At 59.2% G+C, this 23,878-nt stretch carries 18 protein-coding genes and 2 pseudogenes; 13 read left to right on the top strand and 7 right to left on the bottom strand.

Annotated elements, in window-relative coordinates:
- The first annotated feature begins 423 nt into the window (after window positions 1-423).
- Window positions 424-2,058, top strand: coding sequence for a phosphoglucomutase (alpha-D-glucose-1,6-bisphosphate-dependent) (pgm, locus tag UN84_RS07010; protein ID WP_272899151.1), 1,635 nt, complete (start codon window positions 424-426; stop codon window positions 2,056-2,058).
- A gap of 23 nt (window positions 2,059-2,081) precedes the next feature.
- On the opposite strand, the gene UN84_RS07015 is transcribed toward pgm, so the two are convergent.
- From UN84_RS07015 to UN84_RS07035, 5 genes are all read right to left on the bottom strand, one after another.
- Complete coding sequence (locus UN84_RS07015) at window positions 2,082-2,729, bottom strand: transposase (RefSeq protein WP_046078559.1); 648 nt, start codon at window positions 2,727-2,729, stop codon at window positions 2,082-2,084.
- Between the two features lie 103 nt (window positions 2,730-2,832).
- A complete protein-coding gene (locus UN84_RS07020; RefSeq protein WP_082090833.1) occupies window positions 2,833-4,929 on the bottom strand; it encodes a YjbH domain-containing protein in 2,097 nt (698 codons plus the stop codon).
- Window positions 4,917-5,690 carry a capsule biosynthesis GfcC family protein gene (locus UN84_RS07025; RefSeq protein WP_161796800.1) on the bottom strand — a complete coding sequence of 258 codons (774 nt, stop codon included), beginning with the start codon at window positions 5,688-5,690 and terminating at the stop codon, window positions 4,917-4,919. The genes UN84_RS07020 and UN84_RS07025 overlap by 13 nt, the downstream gene beginning before the upstream one ends.
- 7 nt (window positions 5,691-5,697) lie before the next feature.
- Entirely contained in the window at window positions 5,698-6,294 is a 597-nt protein-coding gene (locus tag UN84_RS07030; protein WP_052719309.1) for a hypothetical protein, read from the bottom strand.
- Window positions 6,295-6,457: 163 nt separating this feature from the next.
- The gene (locus UN84_RS07035; RefSeq protein ID WP_161796801.1) at window positions 6,458-6,664 is read right to left on the bottom strand and encodes a hypothetical protein; all 207 of its coding nucleotides are present in this window, start codon (window positions 6,662-6,664) and stop codon (window positions 6,458-6,460) included.
- A gap of 478 nt (window positions 6,665-7,142) precedes the next feature.
- On the opposite strand from UN84_RS07035, the gene UN84_RS07040 reads away from it, so the two are divergent.
- Both UN84_RS07040 and UN84_RS07045 read left to right on the top strand, forming a co-directional pair.
- Window positions 7,143-8,273, top strand: coding sequence for a polysaccharide export protein (locus UN84_RS07040; protein WP_046078562.1), 1,131 nt, complete (start codon window positions 7,143-7,145; stop codon window positions 8,271-8,273).
- Entirely contained in the window at window positions 8,273-8,710 is a 438-nt protein-coding gene (locus UN84_RS07045) for a low molecular weight protein-tyrosine-phosphatase (protein WP_046078563.1), read from the top strand. Before UN84_RS07040 ends, UN84_RS07045 begins: the two co-directional genes overlap by 1 nt.
- A gap of 360 nt (window positions 8,711-9,070) precedes the next feature.
- Here the strand turns inward: UN84_RS07045 and UN84_RS07050 are convergent, their stop codons facing one another.
- Window positions 9,071-9,412 (bottom strand): four helix bundle protein, encoded by a 342-nt coding sequence (locus UN84_RS07050; protein WP_082090836.1) that lies wholly within the window; start codon window positions 9,410-9,412, stop codon window positions 9,071-9,073.
- A gap of 98 nt (window positions 9,413-9,510) precedes the next feature.
- On the opposite strand from UN84_RS07050, the gene UN84_RS07055 reads away from it, so the two are divergent.
- The 3 genes from UN84_RS07055 (at window position 9,511) to UN84_RS07065 (ending at window position 15,294) form a co-directional block, all read left to right on the top strand.
- Complete coding sequence (locus tag UN84_RS07055; protein ID WP_046078564.1) at window positions 9,511-11,715, top strand: polysaccharide biosynthesis tyrosine autokinase; 2,205 nt, start codon at window positions 9,511-9,513, stop codon at window positions 11,713-11,715.
- A gap of 167 nt (window positions 11,716-11,882) precedes the next feature.
- Window positions 11,883-12,647 carry a Wzz/FepE/Etk N-terminal domain-containing protein gene (locus tag UN84_RS07060; RefSeq protein WP_152662838.1) on the top strand — a complete coding sequence of 255 codons (765 nt, stop codon included), beginning with the start codon at window positions 11,883-11,885 and terminating at the stop codon, window positions 12,645-12,647.
- Window positions 12,648-13,857: 1,210 nt separating this feature from the next.
- Window positions 13,858-15,294, top strand: coding sequence for an MBL fold metallo-hydrolase RNA specificity domain-containing protein (locus UN84_RS07065; RefSeq protein ID WP_046078566.1), 1,437 nt, complete (start codon window positions 13,858-13,860; stop codon window positions 15,292-15,294).
- Between the two features lie 498 nt (window positions 15,295-15,792).
- Here UN84_RS07065 and UN84_RS07070 read toward each other — a convergent pair.
- A pseudogene (locus tag UN84_RS07070) lies at window positions 15,793-15,951 on the bottom strand (IS630-like element ISHsp2 family transposase); the annotation flags it as partial.
- A 172-nt stretch (window positions 15,952-16,123) separates the two neighbouring features.
- Here UN84_RS07070 and UN84_RS07075 point away from each other — a divergent pair.
- From UN84_RS07075 to UN84_RS07105, 7 genes and pseudogenes are all read left to right on the top strand, one after another.
- Window positions 16,124-16,789 carry a sulfotransferase family 2 domain-containing protein gene (locus UN84_RS07075; protein WP_082090837.1) on the top strand — a complete coding sequence of 222 codons (666 nt, stop codon included), beginning with the start codon at window positions 16,124-16,126 and terminating at the stop codon, window positions 16,787-16,789.
- Window positions 16,790-16,893: 104 nt separating this feature from the next.
- Window positions 16,894-17,926: pseudogene (locus tag UN84_RS17390) on the top strand (IS30 family transposase).
- 159 nt (window positions 17,927-18,085) lie between these two features.
- Window positions 18,086-19,171 carry a glycosyltransferase gene (locus UN84_RS07085; protein WP_152662841.1) on the top strand — a complete coding sequence of 362 codons (1,086 nt, stop codon included), beginning with the start codon at window positions 18,086-18,088 and terminating at the stop codon, window positions 19,169-19,171.
- Window positions 19,164-20,432 (top strand): hypothetical protein, encoded by a 1,269-nt coding sequence (locus UN84_RS07090; protein WP_152662842.1) that lies wholly within the window; start codon window positions 19,164-19,166, stop codon window positions 20,430-20,432. The genes UN84_RS07085 and UN84_RS07090 overlap by 8 nt, the downstream gene beginning before the upstream one ends.
- Window positions 20,433-20,552: 120 nt before the next feature.
- Complete coding sequence (locus tag UN84_RS07095) at window positions 20,553-21,710, top strand: glycosyltransferase (protein WP_052719310.1); 1,158 nt, start codon at window positions 20,553-20,555, stop codon at window positions 21,708-21,710.
- An 8-nt stretch (window positions 21,711-21,718) separates the two neighbouring features.
- Window positions 21,719-22,732 (top strand): polysaccharide biosynthesis protein, encoded by a 1,014-nt coding sequence (locus UN84_RS07100; protein WP_046078567.1) that lies wholly within the window; start codon window positions 21,719-21,721, stop codon window positions 22,730-22,732.
- Window positions 22,733-22,761: 29 nt separating this feature from the next.
- A complete protein-coding gene (locus UN84_RS07105; protein ID WP_046078568.1) occupies window positions 22,762-23,874 on the top strand; it encodes a polysaccharide biosynthesis C-terminal domain-containing protein in 1,113 nt (370 codons plus the stop codon).
- The last annotated feature ends 4 nt before the right edge of the window (window positions 23,875-23,878 follow it).

Genomic DNA, 23,878 nt, shown 5'->3' on the forward strand with positions numbered 1-23,878 from the left:
AGGCGATAGCCACGAGAAAGACGGTGATGATGCGCACTGGGCAGAGCGGAGGATGATCGGTAACACGCAGGCGGTGGCGCGCTCACGGATGCGAGGAGGAGGCCGGGAAGGAAGCGCTGCGAGACGTGTGGCTGGAGAGAATCGACAAGGCCGGTCTTGTTGTTGGAGGAGGCCTTGAATACAAGAGGTGTTGTCCTTGTTGTCGCGCCGTTGGCTTGTTGTCGTTCGAATGGCCGCCCTTGGACGGCCATTCGAACTGGAGCCGGCGAGTTCAACTGGTCCCTATGGGGCCTTTTTTTGTGTCTGTTCGCCGAGAATGATGGAGGGCTGGCGGGCATCGAACAACGCGACCTTAGTGGTAGGGCAAGGACCAGGGCGCTGAGCCCTGGCTGATGGGGCTCGTTCGGCATCTTCGTTCGGACTGTGGCACCATGGTGGCCGGGAGATAGGCACAGGGCGCCTGATGAAGAGGGAGATAGCGACATGCAGGACGTGATTCAGGCGTTTCACGATATTCAGCCCGACCCGGCCGATCCGGCCCAGGCGGTGAGCTTTGGCACGTCCGGCCATCGCGGGCGTTCTCTGGTGGGCTCCTTCAACCGGGCTCACATCCTGGCGGTGGTCCAGGCCACGGCCGACTATCGCCGCCAGGCCGGCATCACCGGCCCGCTGTATCTGGGCCGTGACAGCCACGCGCTGTCGCGCCCGGCCTGGGAGACGGCGCTGCAGGTGCTGATCGCCAACGGCGTGGAGGTGCGCATCGAGCGCGACGGCGAGCTGACTGCCACCCCGGTGGTGAGCCGGGCGATCCTGGCTCACAACGCCGAGGCCGATGCCGCCCCGGCCGATGGCTTGATCGTCACGCCGTCGCACAATCCGCCCGAAGACGGTGGCATCAAGTACAACCCGCCCCATGGCGGCCCCGCTGAAGGCGACGTGACCGGCTGGATCGAGCGTCGCGCCAATGAGCTCCTCGCCCAGGGCCTGGAGGGCGTGGCCGAGGTCACCCTGGAAGAGGCCCTGACGCGGGCGGTGCACCACGACATGGTGGGCGAGTACGTCGATGGCCTGGCCTCGGTGGTGGATCTGGACGCGATCAAGAACGCCGGCCTCACGCTGGCCGTCGACCCCATGGGCGGCACCGCGCTGCCGGTGTGGCAGGCCATCGTCGAACGCCACGGCCTCGCCCTCGAGGTGGTCAACACCGAGGTCGACGAAAGCTTCGCCTTCATGCCGACGGACCATGACGGCAAGATCCGCATGGACTGCTCGAGCCCGGCCGCCATGGCCAACCTGCTGGCGATGAAGGAAAGCTTCGACCTGGCCTTCGGCAACGACCCGGATGCCGACCGCCACGGCATCGTCGACGCCGCGGGACTGATGAACCCGAACCACTACCTGGCGGTCGCCATCGACTACCTGCTGACGCATCGCTCCGGCTGGGACGAGACGTTGAAGGTCGGCAAGACGCTGGTGTCGTCGTCGATCATCGATCGCGTGGTGACGGCGCGAGGCCGCGAGCTGCACGAGGTGCCGGTGGGCTTCAAGTGGTTCGTCGATGGCCTCCAGCGGGGCTGGTTGGCCTTCGGTGGAGAGGAGAGCGCCGGGGCGAGCTTCCTGACCCTCGATGGCCGGCCCTGGTCGACCGACAAGGATGGCATCCTGCTGTGCCTGCTGGCCGCCGAGCTGATGGCCGTGACCGGTAAGCGCCCCAGCGAGGCCTATCGCGAGCTGACCGAGCGCCACGGAGCGCCTCACTACCGCCGCGTCGATACCGCCTGCACGCCCGGGCAGCAGCGGGCGTTCAAGCGCCTGGAGCCATCGAGCCTTGCGGTGACCACCCTGGCGGGAGACCGGGTCGAGCGCATGCTGGTCAATGCGCCCGGCAACGATGCGCCGATCGGCGGGCTCAAGGTGGAAACCGCGAACGGCTGGTTCGCCGCGCGCCCCAGCGGCACCGAACCGCTCTACAAGGTCTATGCCGAAAGCTTTCGCGGCGAGGCCCATCTGCAGGCCCTGATCGAAGAGGCCCAGACCATGCTGGACGCCGCGCTGTAGCGACGGGCGCCAGCAAATGGGGGTCAGACCCCTAAGGGGATTGAGGGGTCTGACCCCCTAAATTGCCCCAGGGGCTTGCCGCGACGGGTCTGCTGTCGGATCTCGTCGAGCAGTCCAACGGGTAGGTCGGTATCGAAGAGGTGACGATAGCGCTCGGAGCGATGCTCAGGTCGGCAGGCGAGGTCGTTATAGGCGTCGTGGGCGGTGATCAGCGGGTCGTGTCGGTCGAGGGCGTTGGCGGCATAGCTCGACCAGCGGTAATCGGCCGGGTGAGACACCATGCCTGCTCGCACCGGGTTCAACTCGATGTAGCGGTAGCAGGCGAAGAGGTAGCGGGTCTCGGTCACCAGGCTGGAACGGTAACGCCCCTCGAACAGGCCGCCAGTGCGCCTGTGGCGGCGATTGAAGTACTGGGCATAGCGCTGACCGAGTCCTTTCATCATGGTGCTGATGCCATCGGGCTCACCGCGTGGCGTGGCCAGCAAATGCACGTGATTGGTCATCAGCACATAGGCATGAATCTCAACCTCGCAGATCTGGCGGGCCTCATCGAGCATGGCGAGGTATTGCATGGCATCACGGCGATGAACGAAGCAGGCGCCGCGGTTGTTGCCGCGCTGGACCAGATGCACTGCTGTCTCGGGCAGCAACAAACGGGTCGGGCGAGCCATGATGTGTCTTCCGGTTCCTTGGGATGGCGCTCAGTATAGTTCACTCAGCCTGCTTGGGGGTCAGACCCCTAAGCAGACTGAGGGGTCTGACCCCAAGGGGAGATTAGTCCCAGGTTGCTTCGTACTCTTCCCAGTAGCGGCCGAGGTCGCGTTCCTCGGTGATGGGATAGAGGGCGTGGCGGCGGTTGAGGCGGGCGCCGCCGTCGCGGGTGAGCGGCTGCCAGGCGATGGTGGCGCTGCTGCGGCTGGAGCGCACGAAGAAGGCATCCAGCGGTACGGTAATGTAGAAGGCCTTGTCGAAGCTGCCCTCGCCGAAGTCGTCGCCGGCGTCGGTGAAGGTGGCCCAGGCGCCGATACGTGTGCCGTTGTCGAACTCGCGGGACAAGTCGATGGTGGTGCCATAGTCGCCTGCCAGATACCGGCCCACGCTGAGCTTGGCGAGGATATCTTCGTAGCCGGTGTCGACGTAGGCGGTGGCGTGTCCGGTCCAGGTCTCGTAGTCGCGCAGGCCGAACTGCTGGTCGAAGTCGCGCTGGCGGACCCAGTTGAGATCCAGGCCCACGGCCCAGTCGGCGTCGAAGGGGCGATAGAGCACCTCGCCGCCGGCGCCGGCATACATCATCTCCAGCAGGCCGCCGTAGCCCATGGCGTAGAGATCGTCGCCGAGCTTCGCGGTGCGGGTGTATTGCAGGTTGCCGATACCCAGATCGGCTTCGGCGAGGTAGTCGCCGATGTAGGTGCGTACGCGCGGCAGGTCGGAGTCGGCGATGTACTCGTACTTGTCGAGGTTGTCGGCCAGGGTGCCGGTCACGCTGCCCGAGAACCAGCCGTTGCGGTCGGTGGCGTATTCGCCCGAGGCGTAGGCGGAGAGGCGGTAGAGATAGCCGTCAGGGCCGCCGAAGTTCTGTTCGATGGAGGGGCCGATGCGCCAGGAGGCACGTTGGGCATCGCCCTGGTAGATCGAGTCGCCCGCTGGCTCCTCCAGCCGCGCATGGGAATAGACTCCATAGCGATAGGGGGTATCATGCGAGGCGCTCCCGGCGGCGGCCTCGAAAGCGTCACGATCGTGCACGTCCTCGCGCAGGGCCAGGCCGCGACGCTGCCAGCGGTAGCGGAAGGTGTCGACGCCGTCATCGGCCTTGGCGCTGAGGATGCGGTTGGCACGGCCCTCGCTCTGTGAGAGGGCACGATAGGTCGTGGGCTCGCCGATGACCGTCAGCGTATCGTCGTGGCGGTGGATCTCGTCGACGCGAATGCCGGCATTGCGTTGCAGCGACTCGGCGGTGGAGGCCCAGTCAGGGTCGGCCGGGGCGTTCATGGCGCGGGGCGGCGGGTCGCGCTTGACCTGGGACAGCCCCGCCAGGTTGGTGGAGAAGCTCAGCCCGACCATGGCCGTATTGCCGCGTTCCCAGCCGCTGCGCAGCTCGATGTTATCGCTGAGCCGCAGACGTGCACCGACGTTGAACCGAGAGTCTTGGGCCTGGTCGTTGTCCTGTGGCTCGTCGGTGTAATCGTTGCCTTCGTATTCGAGCTGAAGAATCAGCGGATCCCAGGGCGTCTGGTATTCGACGCCGCCGAACACCGCCATGGAGCCTCGGAACAGCTGGTCCAGGGCGAACTCGCCGCCTTGGTCACCGCCGGCATCGCCAGGTCGCTCATCGAAGCGCTGATCGAGCCAGCCGAGGGGAGAATCGACGTCGCTGGCGTTGCCCAGATAGCCCCAGCCCAGACCGAGGCTGAAATCGAGAGAGTTCCAGCGCTTGCTGGCGACCAGATATTCGGCCCCGAACAGGGTGGTGCCACCGGCATCGCGAAGGCCCAGGGCCAGCTCGGGCCAATAGCGGCTCTCCTGATGTAGGCGAAATTTGGCATCGATGCCCTTGTCCAGGTTGTTCCTGTCTCCGTCCGACGCGGCATACTCGCGATTTTCCACCGAGACATAGCGAAACCCGACTTCCATCCAGTCGAGCGGCTGGATGAATACGCTGTAGCGGCGATAAGGTGCCGTTCGGCTCCAGCTCGCGGCGAAGTTGCCCACCTCGTTCATCCGCGCGCTTGGCGTCTGCATAAGACCCACACCGCCGAAATCGCTCTGGCCGGTGCCCGGGCCTTGGGCCACGGCGGTATGAGAAACAAGCAGCAGTGGGGTCAGACCCCAAAGGGAATTGAGGGGTCTGACCCCAAAGATCAGTTTGGCCATAGGGTGCAGTCGTCGCCGGGCAGTCGGGTGGCCAGGAAGGCGGCCAGTTCACGGTTGATGAGTCGAGCCTCCAGGGAGTGCTCGGGGAGTTGCGCCACGATTCTTGCCCCCGGGGCCAGGGCCGCGTTCTGACGGTTCCAGGCGGCGACGCCGAGGATGCGCGTCTCGCCGCGTGGCGAGACAAGGCTGATCGTGTCCAGGCTGCGTGTGTCGGCGGCCGGCAGTTGATCGAGCAGGCTGCTGACGGTCAGGCCGGGGCGCCATGCGATGCGCTTTACGCCAGCCAGGGTCCAGGCCTCCACCCATTCCGGTGGGCGGCAGGTGCCGAAGGTCGCGATGTCGGCCATCGGCGGATTGCGGCGCAGCGCTCCGGCCAGCGTGAGCAGACCCAGCGGCTCGGCGCTGCGGGCGGGCTTGGCGGGCATGTCGCGCAGTTGCTGTGCCCAGCGTGCCAGCGTGTCGGGCAGCTGCCGTTGTCCCCCGGCCGCCAGTACCGGCCCGAGGCCATCGATCTCGGCGATCAGGCGGGCGCGCTGGTCGGCCATTTCCGCAGCATCGTCCTGGCGTAGCGCAAAGCTGTAGGCCCAGTCGAACGGCGGCTGCTCTGTGGTCTGGCGCTCCTGCTGCCAGCTCAGCCAGGCATCGACCAGCGTCACAGGCGCTTCGGACTGCGCCATCGCGAATGTCGCCGATGTCAGTGAGGCGCCGAGCAGGACGGTGCAGAGGAACGGTTTCAATAGGGTTTGCATGCTGCGGGTCATGTCGGTCTTACCACCAGTGTCGCGCGACGCGCCATGCGACGTCCGGAGCATCCGGCCAGGGCGTCTCGGTGGCGGCCCAGAGGCGTTGCGTCTCGGGGTCGCGCCAGTAGGTTGCGCTTGTGGTGTCGCCAGTCGTCCAGTGCCATTCGATATGGCAGGGTTCGAGGCGACGTTCCCCCAGCGGCAGAGCGGTGAGTCGTGCCGGTTCGCAGTGGAGCCTGCCGCTGGCCTGGTAGCGCTGCATGTCCCCGGCGGCATCCTCGACATGGCGAGTCAGCGTGACCGTGGTCTGGGGTGTCTGCTGCCAAGGCGCAGTGGGCTGGTAGGTCGAACCGAGCAGCCGGGTATTCGGGCCCTGGAAGGCATGCAAGCCGCCATCCGAGAGTTCGAGGATGACGCCTTCTCGCGCCGGCCAGTAAGTCATGTCGCCGGCCTGGGTGCCGAGCACCAGCAGCCCCTCAATATCGCCGATCGATGCATCGAGCGAGGCGTAAGGGAGCGCTTGTGCTTCGGCCTGGATATCCCCTCCGAAGAGGATCGCGCTGAGCGAGGCGCCGAGGGGTGTCGAGCCGGAACTGGCGCAGCCGCTCATCAGAACGGCCATTGCCACACAGCACGAGGCCGCCCGTAGGCGGCCTCGTGATCGGCCCTGTGCCTTGAGGTGGCTCATGGCGTTTAGTTGGTGCCGGTAGTGCCGGTGGTGCCGGTCGTTCCGCTGCTGTCGCCATCGCCGCCGCTGGAGGCGGCCGCGACGCCGGCGCCCACTGCTACGGTACCAGCCACGGCCAGACCGGTGAGGGCGGCGGTGGAGAGCCCGGTTGCCGCGGCCAGGCCGCCGGCGGCAGCGCCACCAGCGGCCGCGCCTGCACCAGCACCGGCCGCGCCAGCGGCACCAGTGCTTGCTCCGGCACCTGCCCCTGCTCCGGCGCCGGCTCCACCAGAGCCCGCTCCCGCAGCGCCAGCGCCGGTTTCACTCTGAGCCATGGCCAGCGGAGACGCCGCCATACCAGCGATGGCGAGGTAGGCCAGTCCTTTCTTGAGCATCCTGAAATCTCCCTTGCGTGAGTGTGCGTGCTGCCTTTAATGGGACATGCTAATGCTTTTGCCGGCTGTAGGGTAGACGTTGTCGTGCCTTTAACAGCGACGTTAATGCGTTTTCTTGAAGCTTTGGTGTCAGTTTTTCATGAAGATATAAGCAGAAAAACTATTTGTAGGATATTTCTTACGCAAAGAGTCGGTGTTCTCGGAAGGTCTTGGAACCAGGGGGTTGGAAGGCTGGTGATGTCATAGCGGGGTCATGTATGATCCGCAAGCTTTTCATTTTGAAAACACTGAAAATGAAATTTTGGCACGTTGCCAATCGATGACAGGCCTCGGGGATGCGCCATGACACCTCGGGGCGGTAGCGTGCCCCGACGATAAACCAGTCCTTCTTTATACAGGCAGTCCTGCATGCGTCATTCAACGCCTCTCAAACTTCTTGTCAGCCTGCTTGGTACCGTCTGGCTCTCGGGGTGTGCCTTTGCTCCAGGCAGCCATTTCGACGCCGACGTGCAGAGCGCGCCCGTCGACGACCTCGTCGACGTGGAGCCCATCACGCTGGGGCTGATCTCCAGTCAGCAGGAGTTGCCGCAGGATCAGGCCTTGAAGCGCATGAGCGATGCCCAGCGCGATGCGCTGGATGCCTACGACTACCGCATCGGCAAAGGCGATGTGCTGAGCATTATCGTGTACGACCATCCCGAACTGACGATCCCCGCCGGTAGCGAGCGCAGTGCCGCCGAATCGGGCAACACCGTTCAGCCGGACGGCTCGATCTACTATCCCTACATCGGCGAGGTGGCCGTCGAAGGCAAGACGGTGTCGGAAGTCCGTCAGACGATTTCCGCTCAGCTGGCGGAATTCATCGCCGCGCCCCAGGTGGAAGTCCGCATCGCGGCCTACAACTCGCAGGACGTGCTGGTGAGTGGTGAAGTGGGGGAGCCTGGGCGCCTGCCGATCACCAATGTGCCGATGACGGTGCTGGATGCGCTGAGCATGAGCGGTGGGCTGGGTCCTCGCGCCAACTGGCGAGGCGTGCAGCTGACGCGTGATGGCGAGACTCGAACGCTCGATGTCTATGACATGCTCCATGATGGCAACCTGGCCAACGACATCCTGCTCGAGGACGAAGACGTGCTGCACGTGCCGGACCTCGGCAATCAGCAGGTGTTCGTGATGGGCGAAGTGGGCGAGCCCCAGGCGCTGCCCATGGGGCGCTCGCGGATGACGCTGACCGAAGCGCTCAGCCGTGCCGGCAGCTTCAACGAGGCCCAGGCCGATGCCAGCGGTATCTTCGTGTTTCGTCGCAACGTCCAGCGTGAGGACAAGCTGGCGACCGTCTACCAGCTGGATGCCCGCAATGCGGCGGCCATGGTGCTCGGCACCCAGTTCCGGCTGGAGCCCTCCGATGTGGTCTACGTGACGACCAATGCGCTGGGCCGTTGGAACCGTACCGTCAACCAGCTGCTGCCCACGGTGACCGCTCTTTATCAGGTGACGCGCACGGCGCGTGATGCCAACGACCTGCGGGATGATTTCTGATGTTCCAGCACCTGCTCGTCGTCTGCACCGGCAATATCTGCCGCAGCCCGGTAGGCGAAGCCATGCTCAAGGCCCGGCTGCCGGGCCGGCACATCGAATCCGCCGGCCTGGGCGCCCTGGTGGGCCAGGGCGTGGAGACCACAGCGAAAGAGCTCGCCGAAGCCGACGGCCTGAACGTCGAGGCCCATCAGGCCCGCCAGATCACCCAGGAGATGCTGCAGCGCGCCGACCTCATCCTGGTGATGAGCGAAGGCCAGCGCCGCGCCATCGGCGAGATGGCGCCCGCCGCCCTGGGCAAGACGATGCTGATCGGCCGCTGGCTCGACGGTGGCAAGGGTCTCGAGATTCCCGACCCCTACCGCAAGAGTCGCGAGGCCTTCGAACACGTGCATCAGATGTTGAAAGACGCCACTGAGGCCTGGGTGGCCAAGGTCTGAGCGGCCAAGGCGCCAGGCAGCCAAGCAGCCAAGCAGCCAAGCAGCCAAGCAGCCAAGCAGCCAAGCAGCCAAGCGGCCAAGCAGCCAAGCAGCCAAGCAGCCAAGCAGCCAAGCAGCCAAGCAGCCAAGCAGCCAAGCAGCCAAGCAGCCAAGCAGCCAAGCGGCCAAGCGGCCAAGCAGCCAAGCAGCCAAGCAGCCAAGCAGCCAAGCAGCCAAGCAGCCAAGCAGCCAAGCAGCCAAGCAGCCAAGCAGCCAAGCAGCCAAGCAGCCAAGCGGCCAAGCGGCCAAGCGGCCAAGCAGCCAGCGGCCGTGCGCTGAACACGAGTGGCCAAGTGACGAGTGGTCCGGCGGATGAGAGCGTTAGCGCCGCATCTTGGCCATCAGGCCGTAGAGCATTCTGGAAATATCTCGTGTTTCCTCGGCCCATTGCTGGCCAAGAGTTCTGTCTATATAACCGATCTGAATACCGATATAGATTTGAGCTCTGAGTTCAGCACATGATCCCTTGGCGTAGCTCAGAAACTTGACGCGATCACGATCGCTGTCTCTTTCATAGCCTTCGGCGATGTTGCTGACAATAGATAGGGCGGATCTTGTGATTTGATCCTTGAATCCGAAGTCACGCGATTTATCAAACTGTTGATAAACTTCCACGCAAAGCTTGGCAGATCGCTTCCAGACCAATAAATCCTCAAATTTCATTTTTGCCAATCCGATGGCGCCATTGAGCCTTCAAGATAGCACTTGCTAGCTTGGCGGCTTGGCGCTTGTAGCTTGGCGCGCGATGCAAAGTACCCAATATGACTGACTCCCACCTGAACTCTTCGCAAGCCCGATCGTCTGCTTCCGGGGCCGACGACGAAATCGATCTGGGCCGGCTGTTCGGCCTGCTGCTCGACCACAAGTGGTGGATCATCGGTATCACCACCGCGTTCGCCATCATGGGCGTGGCCTATGCGCTGCTGGCGACGCCGGTGTATCGTGCCGATGCCCTGGTGCAGGTCGAGAAGAAGGCCGGCATGAGCAATCCCCTCGAAGACGTGAAGTCGATCCTCGGCGAGCAGCCGTCGTCGGACACCGAAGTGGGCATCCTGCGTTCGCGCATGGTGCTCGGGCGTGCCATCGACCAGCAGCAGCTCACACTCCAGGTGATTCCGGAGCGGCTTCCCGTGGTGGGCGATTTCCTGGTGCGCCATGGCGTCGAGCGCCCCGGTTTCGCCGAGGCCAGCGTGTGGGCGAATGAGCAGATCAATGTCAGTCACTTCCAGGTGGCGTCGGACTTCATCGGCGAGCCGTTCGAGCTGACCGTGCTCGGCGATGAGCGCTATCGGCTGAGCCTGGAGGGTCGCTCGCTGGGTGAGGGGCGGACCGGCGTCGACGAGGCCTTCCTCGACGGGGCGGTCAACCTGCGTATCGCCGAGCTGCAGGCCGGGGAGGGCGCCACCTTCACCCTGAAGAAGTCTTCACGGCTGGCGGTGATCAACGATCTGCGCGCTCGCTTCAGCGTCAGTCAGCAAGGCCAGGACAGCGGCCTGCTGAACCTGTCGCTGAGCGATACCGATCCCCAGCGTGCCACGCGCGTACTGGATGCCATCGGCGAGGTCTATCTGACCCAGAACATTCAGCGCCAGGCGGCCGAGGCCGAGAAGAGCCTCGCGTTCCTGGAGCAGCAGGCACCGCAGGTGCGCGAGCAGCTCCGCGAGGCGGAAGATCACCTCAACCAATACCGCACCGAACGCGACAGCGTCGACCTGTCGCTCGAGACCCAGTCGATCCTCGAGCGCATCGTGGACCTCGAGAAGCAGCTGAACGAGCTTTCGTTCACCGAGGCGGAAATCTCGCGGCGTTTCACCACCAGCCACCCGACCTACCAGGCCCTGCTCGAGAAGAAGCGGCAGCTGCAGAACGAGCGTGACCAGCTCGAGGAGCGGGTGAAAACGCTGCCCGAGACCCAGCAGCAGGTGCTGCGGATGAGTCGCGACGTGCAGGTCAACCAGGAGGTGTATGTCCAGCTGCTCAACAAGATCCAGGAGATGAAGATCGCCCGGGCCAGCACCGTCGGCAACGTGCGCATCCTGGACGACGCGGCGGTACAGCCGGCGCCGGTCGAGCCCAAGAAGCCGCTGATCGTGGTGCTGGCCACGCTGCTGGGTGGCATGCTCGCGGTGGGGCTGGTGCTGGTGCGCGGGCTGCTGCGCCGCGGCGTGGAATCGCCCGAGCAGATCGAGGACGCCGGCCTTCCCGTCTACGCCACGGTGCCGCTCTCCGACGAGCAGAGCAAGCTGGTCAAGCGCGTCAAGCGTCGCAACGACAAGCAAGGCCAGAACATCAGCACCGGCATTCTGGCCGAACGGGCACCGGCGGACACCGCCATCGAGGCGATACGCGGCCTGCGTACCAGCCTGCACTTCGCGATGCTGGAGGCCGGCAACAACCTGCTGGCCATCACCGGCCCGAGCCCGGGCATCGGCAAGAGCTTCGTTTCCATCAACCTGGCGGCGGTGTGCGCCCAGGCCGGGCAGAAGGTGCTGGTGGTCGACGCCGACATGCGCAAGGGCCACGTTCACCATGCCTTCGGCGGCCGCAGCGACGGCGGCCTCTCCGAGCTGCTCTCCGGCAAGGCCGCGCTGGCCGAGGTGATCCGCCCCGGCGGCATCGAGGGTCTCGACTACCTGTCCCGCGGCAGCGCCCCGCCCAACCCCTCCGAGCTGCTGATGCAGGAGCGTTTCAGCCAGTTCCTGGCCGACATTCGCGAGCGCTACGACCTGGTGGTCATCGACACGCCGCCGATCCTGGCCGTGACCGACGCCGCGGTGATCGGCAAGCAGTGCGGCACCACTCTGATGGTCACGCGCTTTCAGATGAACCCGGTGAAGGAGCTGGAGATCGCCCGGCGGCGCCTGGAAACCACCGGCGTGCCGGTCAAGGGCGCCATCCTCAACGCGATGGAACGCAAGGCTGCCACCAGCTATGGCTACGGCTACTACAACTACAGCTACCGTTGAGGGGTGTGGCCGGGAAGTGCACGCTGTGGCTTTTGATGTATAATTCGGCGTTTCAATAACTTACTAAACATAACTAGGGCATGGGGACGCGTCCGACCGGAACCCCGGGGCGGTAGCGTGCCCGCGAGATGCCCAGCGACCGATGACGCCGAGACGAAATGACGCCAATGCCTGCCTCCCAAGACCCTCAGTCCCCACCGCCTCACGCCGACGACGAAATCTCACTGATCGACCTCGCCAAGCTGCTGGTGCGCCGCTGGAAGGCCATGGTCGGCATCTTCAGCGTGGTGGTGCTGATGGCCCTGGCCTACGCCCTGATGCAGCCTTCCAGCTATACCTACACCTCCATCTATCAGGTGGCGGAGAGTGGCACGGGCGAGCCGCTGGAAACGCCGGCGGCCCTGGTGGCGCGCACCCAGAACCTCTACCTCGGCCCGGCAACGCGTGAGCTGATGGCGGCCGAAGGCGTGGAATCCCTGGGCTTCGACACGCGTGTCTCCAATCCCGACGATACCGAGATCGTCAAGCTTTCCAGCACCGCGCCGGAGGTCCTGGCCGAGCGCGTCGAGGCGCATCACCGGCTGCTGCTCGACAGGCTGGAAGAAGGGCAGCAGGCGCGAGTGGAGCGCCATCGCCAGGCGTTGGAACGCCAGCTCGCCGGCGTCGAGAACACGCTCGAGCACAGCGGCGAAGGCGCCTCGGAGCGTATCGCCAGCACTCTGTCGCGCAAGTTCGAACTCCAGGCCGAACTGGAAGGGCTGATGGCCGGTGAAACCGCCCAGGCGGCCGTGCAGAGCCTCGAGCAACAAGGCACCAGCCGCGCCCTGATCCTCGCCCTCGGCGTGGTACTCGGCGGCATGCTCGCGGTGATGGGCGTCTTCCTGCTGCACTTCGTCAGCCTGGTACGCCAAAGCCTCCACGAAGACGGCTAACTTCCAGGCCAGCCAAAAGCCACAGGCCACGTCACGACGCGGCACCCAGGCCAGCCAAAGGCAAAGGCCAGCCAAAAGCCACGGGCCACGTCACGACGCGGCACCCAGGCCAGCCAAAGGCAAAGGCCAGCCAAAAGCCACAGGGTCAGACCCCGGTTGCCCCCGGTGACGCGCGAAGGCCCGATCCCCCTCGGCGTCACCGCACCCGGGGTCTGACCCGTCACGACGCGCCACCCAGGCAAGCCAAGAGGCCAGGGCACCCAGGCAAGCAACAAAGCCACAGGGTCAGACCCCGGCGGTCCCCGGTGACACGCGAAGGCCCGGTCACCCTCGGCGCCACCGCACCCGGGGTCTGACCCGTCACGAAGCAGCACCCAGGCACGCCAAAGGCAAAGGCCAGCCAATAGCCACAGGGTCAGACCCCGGCGGCCCCCGGTGACACGCGAAGGCCCGGTCACCCTCGGCGCCATCGCACCCGGGGTCTGACCCGTCCCGAAGCCGGCACCCAGGCCAGACCAAAGGCAAAGGCTAGCCACAAAGCCACAGGGTCAGACCCCGGCTGCCCCCGGTGAGACGCGACTGCCCGATCCCACTCGGCGCCACCGCACCCGGGGTCTGACCCGTCCCGAAGCTGGCACCCAAGTAAGCCAAAGGCAAAGGCCAGCCACGAAGCCACAGGGTCAGACCCCGGTTGCCCCCGGTGACACGCGAAGGCCCGATCCCCCTCGGCGCCACCGTACCCGGGGTCTGACCCGTCCCGAAGGCGGCACCCAGGCAGCCAAAGGCAAAGGCTAGCCAAAAGCCACAGGGTCAGACCCCGGCTGCCCCGGTGAAACGCGAAGGCCCGATCCCCCTCGGCGCCACCGCATCCGGGGTCTGACCCGTCCCGAAGGCGGCACCCAGGCCAGCCAAAGGCAAAGGCCAGCCAAAAGCCACAGGGTCAGACCCCGGTTGCCCCCGGTGAAACGCGAAAGCCCGATCCCCCTCGGCGCCACCGCACCCGGGGTCTGACCCGTCACGAAGCAGCACCCAGGCAAGCCAAAGGCAAAGGCCAGCCACAAAGCCACAGGGTCAGACCCCGGTTGCCCCCGGTGAAACGCGAAGGCCCGATCCCCCTCGGTGCCACCGCACCCGGGGTCTGACCCGTCCCGAAGCCGGCACCCAACCAGCCTAAAGGCCGGGGCACCCAGACAACCCAAGAGGCCCGGTCATGGACGACTACCCTCGACTCCACCACCACGGCGCCGCCTCGGGCGTTACCGGCAGCTGCCACCGCCTGCAGATCGCCCCGGACCGCGCCCTGCTGGTCGACTGCGGCCTCTTCCAAGGCCAGGATGCCGAGCATCGCGACAGCCTAGAACAGCACCGGGTGCGCTTCCCGGTCGATGACCTGCTGGCTCTGGTGGCCACCCATGTGCATATCGATCACATCGGCCGGCTGCCCTACCTGCTGGCGGCGGGCTACCAGGGTCCCATCCTTTGCTCGGTGCCCTCGGCCAGGCTGCTGCCGCTGGTGATCGAGGATGCCCTCAAGATCGGCTTCACCCGTGATCGTGCCTTGATCGAACGCTTCCTCGAGGAAGTAACGCAGCGCCTGGTGCCGCTCGACTACAAGACCTGGCATACCGTCCTCGATGACGAGCGCCACCGCCTGCGGGTCAAGCTGCAGCGGGCCGGGCATATCCTCGGCTCCGCCTATGTGGAAGTGGAAAGCCTCGACAAGGCCCATGGCCAGCCGCATCGCACCGTCTTTTCCGGCGACCTCGGCGCGCCCCATGCACCGCTGCTGCCGGCGCCGCGCTCGCCCTGGCGTGCCGATACCCTGGTGCTGGAGAGCACCTACGGCGATCGCCGCCACGAGGACCGCCGGCACCGCCAGGCCCGGCTGAAGGCGGCCATCGACCGCGCCCTGGAAAACGGCGGCACGGTGATCGTGCCGGCCTTCAGCATCGGCCGCACTCAGGAACTGCTCTACGAGCTGGAAGGGCTGATTCACCGCGGCGCCGCCGGCCCCTGGCACGACCTGGAGATCATCGTCGATTCGCCCCTGGCGGCGCGCTTCACCGAGGTCTACCGCGAGCTCAAGCCCTGGTGGGACGCCGAGGCCCATCGGCGGCTACGCGGCGGCCGCCACCCGCTCAGCTTCGAGAATCTCTATACCGTAGCCAGCCACGAGGAGCACGAGCGCACCGTCGACTACCTGGCCACCAGCCACCGCCCCGCGGTGGTGATCGCCGCCAGCGGCATGGCCACCGGCGGCCGGGTGATCAATTATCTCAAGCGCATGCTGCCCGACGAGCGCCACGCCGTGGTGTTCATCGGCTACCAGGGCGCCGGCACGCCGGGCCGTGACATCCAGCACTACGGCCCCCGCGGCGGCTGGGTGGAACTCGACGGCCAGCGGGTCGACATCCGCGCCCGCATCGAGACCGTCAGCGGCTACTCCGCCCACGCGGACCAGCACGACCTGCTCAACTTCGTCACGCGCATGCGCTATCCGCCGTGCCATGTGCGCCTGGTGCATGGCGAGCCCCACGCCCAGCAGGCCCTCAAGGCCGAGATCGAACGCTGGGCCGAGCAGGCCGGCCATGAGATCGAGGTGACGCTGGCCTGGGCCCCCTTCAATAGCAATGCGCTTGGAACTTGAGACCGCCATCCATGGTACAAACCTTTGTCCGACGAGGAACCATGGCTCAAGTACTTCACCAACGCGCCAAGACCACGCACGCCATCCGAGAAGACATACAATGATCGTCAGCTTCGGTCGCGGAGTTGTGTCGCCGTTAAAACCTCAACCCGAAAACAGTGCGTAAGTGGCGTCAGCGCTCTTCTATCGAAGGTGAGCGCATGGGGCCTAAACAGCCGAGTTTCACGTCGTTTTCAGACCTTGAGGAGTCGGCGGCTGTCAACTTTCGGTACAGCAACTAATTTTCATTAGATGACTGCCCTTTCGCTTTGCAGCGCTTCATCCCTCATCTGACGCGTTCTAGCTTGCATCGGCTGTATCAACGCCACGATATTAGATACTATCTCTCCTAACCGGCCACAAACCGCCTGATGGAATGTTTGTGGCCGGTTAGGAAATATGGTATCTGATGAATGAGGCGGGCTTAAGCCATCGTGATACTGCATATCGGCGAATCTACAATATCTTACTGATTTGGTTGATCGTATGGCTCTGATTACTCGGGAGGATGACATGAGCGCGCCTGCGTAGAGGTCGCTTCTCACCGTGGTGATAAGCCGATGTCAGCGTATGCTGCTCAGACTCAGTGAGAGGGGCGACGAAGCGGCGCCTTGCCATGGCGTCATCCCTGTCAGTGTACCAAATCGACACTACACGAAAACTTAATTTTAGGCACCTAACAAGCAGACGGTTAATTTAAAGGTTCAGAATATTCGGTTGTTTTTTGCGTTGTATACTTCCCATTTGCGCCTATTAAAATCTTGTGGTGACTTTTTCAAGGAGTGACAGTATGGGTCTTAAAGAGTTTCTGGATAGCTATAGAGAAAATAAGAAAGTGAAAAGTTCTTTTTTCTCGAACGTCCCAATGCTGTATGTGGAGAAACGATACATTGAACAGTCTTTGAAGAGAGGTTGGATTTTTCTGCACGTCCCTAAGTGTGCTGGCACTTCATTAAAAAAAACTTTAGATATTTCTTTTAACGGCCATCCTCTATATAGGGATATTGAAAGTTACAAGCCATCGGTAAAAGGGATAAAAAAAGTATCTGTGGTCAGGGATCCCGCAGAAAGGTTGGTTTCTGCATATAATCATATACGCAAAGGCAATGGTGTTAATGCCTATATGGACAGCTTAGTTTTGTCGCGGTTTAAAGACATAAATGACTTTATCGATCAGTGGCTAAACGAGGAGACAATATATCTTTGGCCTCATTTTATACCGCAGTATGAGTTTTTGCTGGATAATAATCATGAGATTGCCATGGATAAAATATTTAAAGTGGAGAGGTTGAGCCAAAGTATTGGTGAGATAGAAAAAACTTGCGGGGTCAATGTTTCTAGTTTGAGCGTAAAAAACCCCTCTTCCGGAGTTAGTTTAGAGATGTTAAGCGGAGGATCGTTGGATAAAATCAAAAGCCTTTATAAGAAAGATTATGTTGATTTTGACTACTTGTAAATAATGTTGGTGCATTGTTGAAGTGCCCCCCCTCCATAGCTGCTCAGGGCTTGGTCGCAAATTCTGAGTGCAACACCTGACCAAACCGGTAAGGTGTTGACTTTCTGCCATATGCTGAACTCTGCACCGAAGAACGTACCACGATCCAGGTCAGCCTCTCGCAGGGCTTAAGCATCGGGAAGGTTGCAGCTCGACTCGAGCGGTCTCAGTCGACAATCAGTCGAGAGATACGTCGCAATGGGGCGTCCGATGGGAGATACCGTGTGCCACATGTGCGCAGCGTCGACAAGACTGCCGGGCAGCCTGTCGGCCAAGGCGAAAGCTGCTCCCTGGAAGCCCTCGTCCCGCTCTGATTCAGCACATTCTGCGTCAGCGCTTGTCCCCCGAGCAGACTAGGGCAGGCTCAAGCATAGACTATCCCTGACCTCCGAGACGCCTACGTCTGCCGTGAAACGATCTACAACGTCATCCATGGGTTGTCCGTCGGCAAGCTGCGAAAAGAGCTGATCCAGTGCTTTCGTCAAGGAAAAGCGACTCGCAAGACGCGGCGTGGGCAAGTTTACCGGCGCAACCAGATCCCTGGGTCAGCATTCACCTCCGCTCACCCGAGGTGGAGAAACGTGAATTCCCGGGGCATTGGGAAGGCGACCTGATCAAAAGCAACGGCAATGCATAGGCTATCGGCACCCGCGTCGAGCTGAAAAGCGGTTATCTGATCTTGGCGAAGATCACGATGCGACCTCTACCTCTACCTCTACCTCTACCTCTACCTCTACCTCTACCTCTACCTCTGCTGTGGAAGGCTTTAGCGCTGCGCTGAACCGCATGCCGTTTGCTGCACGGAAGAGCATGATGTATGACTCGCACGCCCAGATTACCCAGAATATCGGTGTTGACATCTATTTCTGTGACCCACATAGCCCGTGGTAGAGAGGGGCCAACGAAAATATCAATGGGCTCATATGGCAGTACTTGCCCAAGGGAACGGATCTATCGGTCTATAGCCAGCAAGAACTGGATGAGATCGTATTTGAGCTAAACATGCACCCGCGAAAGTGCTTCGACTTCAAATGACCTATTGAGATGATGAGCGAGCAGATGGCGGATTACCAAGAGGCTCCATCATCGACACATTGACGGTGTTGCGCTCAGTGTCTGCACCGCCCTTTTTTTACCTTTAATTCTGTTATCTGGCATTGTGTTGTTGTTTTTTGAGAGTGTGATTAATTTTTTGTGTTGCTCGGTTTGCATTGATGTGGTTGCTTTGTAAGTCAGTTCTAGCGTTGAGGGCTTAAAATGAAAGTTGCATATTTGCAGCCTTTGGTTGCTTCATATCGCCAAGAGGTGGTCAATTCATTGAATGACAGCTTTGAATTAATTGTTATGGCATCATTAAAGCAGTCGAGTGAATCAGGGTTTAGCTCAGGGGTAGGCTCTGACATAAAAGTTATAGACTGCCCTTTTCAAGGTTTTTTCAATGAGAAGTTGAAATACCAGTCGAATGTTATTAAATCCATTTTGAAAGAGAAGCCTGATATTGTAGTGGCATGTGCTAACCCCAGGGATTTGACTTATTGGTTTGTTCTTCTTTTGTGCAAAATCCTGGATATAAAGCTTTATTCGCATGGCCAAGGACCTTACAGGAAGGGCAAGGTTTCCTTTGCCCATAAGATGGCATACAAGGCAATAGTTTCTTTGAGCAGAAAGTTCTTGTGTTATAATCAATATTCTGAGAGGGTTTTAAAAAATATTGGCTGCAAGGAAGGGAAGATATTTTCCCTTGACAACTCCATACATCTAGATCATGTGGTTAAGCCTGTTGAGAAAAAATACAGCGGGAGTGCTATTCTTTTTATTGGCAGGCTTAGGGAGGGGAGTAATCTAGAAATCTTGATAGAAGTTATGCAGGAACTTAATCTTCAAGGATTTAATTTTGAGTTATATGTTATTGGAAGTGGGGATCTTGAGTCTTATTATAGAGAGAAGTATAGCCATGATTGGATAAAGTGGTTTGGTAAGATATATGATCATGGGAAGATTGCTAGCATAAGTAAAGATTGTTTAGCTGGGTGTTATCCAGGTGATTCTGGACTGAGTGTTGTGCATATGTTTGGGCTGTCTCTTCCTCCGATCGTTCACTCTAACCTTCATGAACATATGGGGCCTGAACCTTTTTACATTTCTAATGGAAAAAATGGATTTTTTTTTAATAAAGATGACCCCTATGAATCCTTGAGAGAGGTTTTGTTGAAAGTCATTGGTTTGGATGAGGGTGAGCTTTCAAGAGTTGGTGAAAGTGCTTATGAACAGTATGTTGATCTTAATTCTCCACCTTTAGGCGAAAGGTTGGCTGAGTTGATAAAAGGTGATGTTCGTGTCTAGTGTGGTAAAGCTAAAAAAACAAAACTTGATTTTCTTTTTCTTGAGCTCTTTGTCATGCGTGGGGGCTTTCTTTGCTGGAAAGCTAGGTGTTGAAACTTTGTCGGTAGTTCTTTTATGTTTTACCGCTGTGTTGCAAACCTTGTGGGCCCAAAAGAAAAACCTGTTCCACATGACGTGGATGCTCGGGATGTATATTTTTGTTTTTACACCTTCCATGGTTCTTTCATATGTTGGCGTTTATATCGATTTATACGTGTACGTAGCCTCTATTTTTTTATCTGGTGTGGCTCTGTTTTTTTCATATGGGAAGCTTTTTCGGGAGAGAGGTGGTTGTCTTATACATGTTAAGAAAAAGCATGCGTATTTATACTTTTTTTTCTTGTTGTTGACGATGGTTTTTTCTGTTGCCTTTGGAAGGGTTGCTTTTTTTGTATTGTATCCATTTTGTGCATTTCTATTTTCTTTAATCATCCAGGGTATGCCCTTTAGGAAAGGCCTTTTTTGCTTGATAGCACTAATTGGCTCTGTGTTTGTTTATATTAATTTTGTGTGGACAGGCTTTGGGAGGTTGCTTCTTGCTGGGTGGATGATTGTGCCAGTTATTGTTTTTGTTTATCAATACAGATTGCCTTTTGAGAAGTTTTCTTTTTTGATCACAACATCAATGGCCAGTATATTTGCATCATTATTACGGTTCGATGGTGTTAGCGTTTTAGCCATTTTTAGTGCTGTTGCAAGAGATTCGACAACGGCGCCATTAAGATACGCTCAAGATGTTTACCACTCCTTTATGACTGGCGCTTTGGGTTTAGATTTTTCTGGAATTTTTGACCAGTTTCTGTTGCTTGTCCTTGGGGTTTTTCCTAGAGAATGGTGGCCCGGTAAGCCGTATGGTTTTGGCTATGAATATACCTTGCAAGAACTGTCACCCGACTTGGCCGAAGCTGGGCACTCTATTGCAGCGCTTTTTATTGGGGAACATCTTTATTATTTAGGGCCGTATCTAGGTTTCTTTTCAGCTTTTCTAGCAATTCTTTTGGTTGTTTTGATTTTTAATTTTTTTCACTCGTTTGGAAAAAAAACTGTCGGAGGAATATATACAGTTCCAGCTAGTATGTGGGTAATGTCTTTTGTGTGGAATGGTATGGCAACCTTCTCTCAGCGCTTTCAGCAAAGTGTTGTTATTATTGTTGTTGTGATGTTTTTAATCATTCTTCGCAGGAGATTGAAAAAATTAAAGAGGGGGGTGGTGGCGGGATGAGGCGAAGTGTTTTAGCCACCTTAAGGGTTATATCTTTCCTTCACTCATTCTTTTGGGGAAGTTTTTTTGGGTTTGGGTGTGTTTTTATACCCAGGCGCATTTTTTATCCATGGGCTCGTTATGTTGATGCACAAAGGTAATCCGAAGATTCTTGCTTTTTCAACCTACTATCTGCCAGGGTATAAAGGTGGCGGTCCCATAAAAACTGTTGCTAATCTTGTGTCTACTACTTCTGGTGATTTTGATTATTACTTGGTTTGTAAAGATCGTGACTTAGGAGACGAGAAGAGCTATCCAGGAGTTTTTTCAGGCAGATGGAGTAAAGCAGAAGGTAGCGATATCTTTTATTGTTCGCCGAGGGTGAAAGGGGTGTGGCAGATCGTGTTGCTGATGCTGCGAGAAAAATATGATGTTGTTTATTTGAATAGCTTTTTCTCTCCTGTGTTTTCTCTTTTGCCCCTTGTGCTATCTAAGCTTACCGCAAGGCGGATAGTTCTAGGTCCAAGGGGCGTATTTTCACCCGGTGCGCTAAGCCTAAAGGCGAAAAAGAAAAGTGTATTTATCTCGGCTTTTAAGGTGGCGGGGCTTCATAGAAATGTTGTTTTTCAGGCTTCAAGCGAGTTTGAAAAGCAGGATATATATAGAGCTCTGGGAGATCAGGTGGATGTTTTTGTGGCTGAAGACATTGGCCTGTTAGAGGAGTCTGTCCCAGTTACAATTAAGCGAAGTGACTGTTTGCGCCTTGTTTTTATTTCACGCATTTCTCCAAAGAAAAACTTGCTTTTTGCTCTGCAGGTCCTCCAGGAGCTGAAGTGCAAAGTAGCGTTCGATATTTATGGTCCGGTTGAAGATCAAGAATATTGGGATGAGTGTTTAGGGGTGATTGACAACCTCCCTGACAATGTTGTTGTCAATTATCGGGGGGAGCTTCAGCCTAAAGAAGTGGTTGAAACTATTTCTCGGTATGATCTTTTTTATATGCCCACTAAAGGTGAGAATTACGGTCATGTCATAGCCGAGGCTATTTGTGCAGCTCTGCCGGTTTTGATCTCCGATCAGACTCCGTGGCGCAATCTCGAAGAGCAGGGTATTGGTTGGGATATCCCGCTCTCTGACCCACAGTGCTATGTGCAGGCAATAGAAAATGCTCATGCGATGACGGTGGATGACTATTCTCGGTTTCGCAATCGCGTGCTTGCTTGGGCCAAGGATAAATTCGAAAATCCTGAAGCTATTGAAGCCAATAAAGCCATGTTTGAGTATGTGTTGAAAAAATAGGAAAAGATATGTCGTTGGATGCAAGTAAGGTTTTAATCACCGGAGGAACGGGCTCCTTCGGCAAGACCATGGTCAACTATCTGCTCGATCATGGTTGCCGGGAAGTTCGCATCCTGAGCCGCGATGAAGCCAAGCAGGAAGAGATGCGGATCGCTTTTGTTCGTCCCGAACTGAAGTTCTACATCGGCGATGTGCGCGATCGGCAGTCGGTCGACAAGGCCATGCGCGGGGTGGATCTGGTGTTCCACGCGGCGGCGCTGAAGCAGGTGCCGTCGTGTGAGTTCTTCCCGCTGGAGGCGGTGAAGACTAACATTCTGGGAAGCCAGAACGTGATCGATTCGGCCGTGGAGGCCGGTGTGAAGAGCGTGGTGTGCCTGAGCACCGACAAGGCGGTGATGCCGGTCAACGCCATGGGCATGACGAAGGCGCTCATGGAGAAGACGGCACAGGCAGCCAGTCGGCAGCTGGGGGAAGGCGAAACGACCGTCTCCTGCGTGCGCTACGGTAACGTGATGTGCTCGCGTGGCTCGGTCATCCCACTGTTCATCAAGCAGATCAAGGAAGGCAAGCCGCTGACCATCACCGAGGCCAGCATGACGCGATTCATGCTCTCGCTGCCGGATGCCATCGAGCTGGTCAACTTCGCCTTCGAGAATGCGCACCAGGGTGACATCTTCATCAAGAAGGCGCCGGCCTGTACGGTCAAGCTGCTGGCCGAGACTCTGCTGGAGATGTTCGACGCCGATAACGAGTTGCGCGTCATCGGCATGCGCCACGGCGAGAAGCTCTACGAGACCCTGGCCAGCCGCGAGGAGCTACGTCGCTCCGAGGACATGGGTGACTACTATCGGGTCAGCTTTGATGACCGCGACCTCAACTACGGTAAGTACTTCACCGAGGGTGACGTGGAAGAGGCTGCTACCGAGGATTACCACTCCCACAACACCTATCAGCTCAACAAGCAGGAGCTCAAGGAGCTGCTGCTGACGCTGCCCGAAGTTCGCGACGCGCTCGAGGCTTGATTCTGCCCGCCAACCTATCTGGAGACTCAATGAAGATCGTCATCACCGGAGCCAACGGGCTGCTGGGCCGGCATATTCATCTACATCTGCGCGCTCGAGACGCCTATCGGGAGGAGCTGGTGCTGCTGGATCGGCATGCTTTCAATGATGATGCGACGCTGGCCAATGCCTTGAGAGATGCCGAATGGGTGATTCACTGCGCCGGCATCAACCGCGACAGCGACGAGAGGGTCGAGTACGGAAATCGTGAGTTGGCCGAGCGATTGACGCAAGCCTTGCAGGACGTTGGCACCTCACCTCATCTGTTCTATGCCAACAGCGTTCAGCGCGACCGTGATGCGGCCTATGGTCGTGGCAAGCAGGCGGCCCACCATGTGTTTGCCACTTGGTCTGAGCGTGCGGGTGGCCGTTATACCGAGCTGGTGCTGCCCCATGTGTTCGGCGAGGGAGGGCGCCCCTACTACAACTCGGCGATTCATACCTTCTGCCATCAGCTTGCCCAAGGTGAGGATCTGGCCATCAATGGTGGCGGTCAGCTGGAGCTGCTGCATGCCCAGGATATTGCAGCGGCCATCATGGCAGCCTTCGAGCGTGGCCAAACCGGCGAGCTGCGCTTGCAGGGGCGTACGATGAGCGTTGCCGCGGCGGCGGGCAAGCTGGTCGACATGCATCGCAGCTATACCGGCGACGTGATTCCGGATCTGCGTGATGCCTTCGACCTGCAGCTGTTCAACACGCTGCGCTCCTTCCTGTACCCCGGTTACTACCCTAAGGCGCTGAAGCTGCATAGCGATGATCGCGGAGCACTTTTCGAAGGCGTCAAGAACCGTAACGGTGGACAGGCGTTTCTTTCTACCACCAAGCCCGGCATTACCCGCGGCAACCATTATCACTTCAATAAGGTAGAGCGCTTCCTGGTGGTGAAGGGCCAGGCGGTGATCCGCATTCGCCACCTCCTGGACGACAAGGTCGAGGAATTCCACGTCAGCGGCGAGGCTCCGGCCTACGTGGACATGCCGACCCTGCACACCCACAGCATCACCAATACCGGGGAAGAGGAGTTGCTCACCCTGTTCTGGAGCCACGAGATCTTCGACCCGGATAACCCGGATACCTATTTCGAGCCGGTGCTTGGCCAATAAGCGA

Origin of the sequence: Halomonas sp. HG01 (assembly GCF_000968715.2) — a bacterium.
Classification (GTDB): Bacteria; Pseudomonadota; Gammaproteobacteria; order Pseudomonadales; family Halomonadaceae; genus Halomonas; species Halomonas halophila.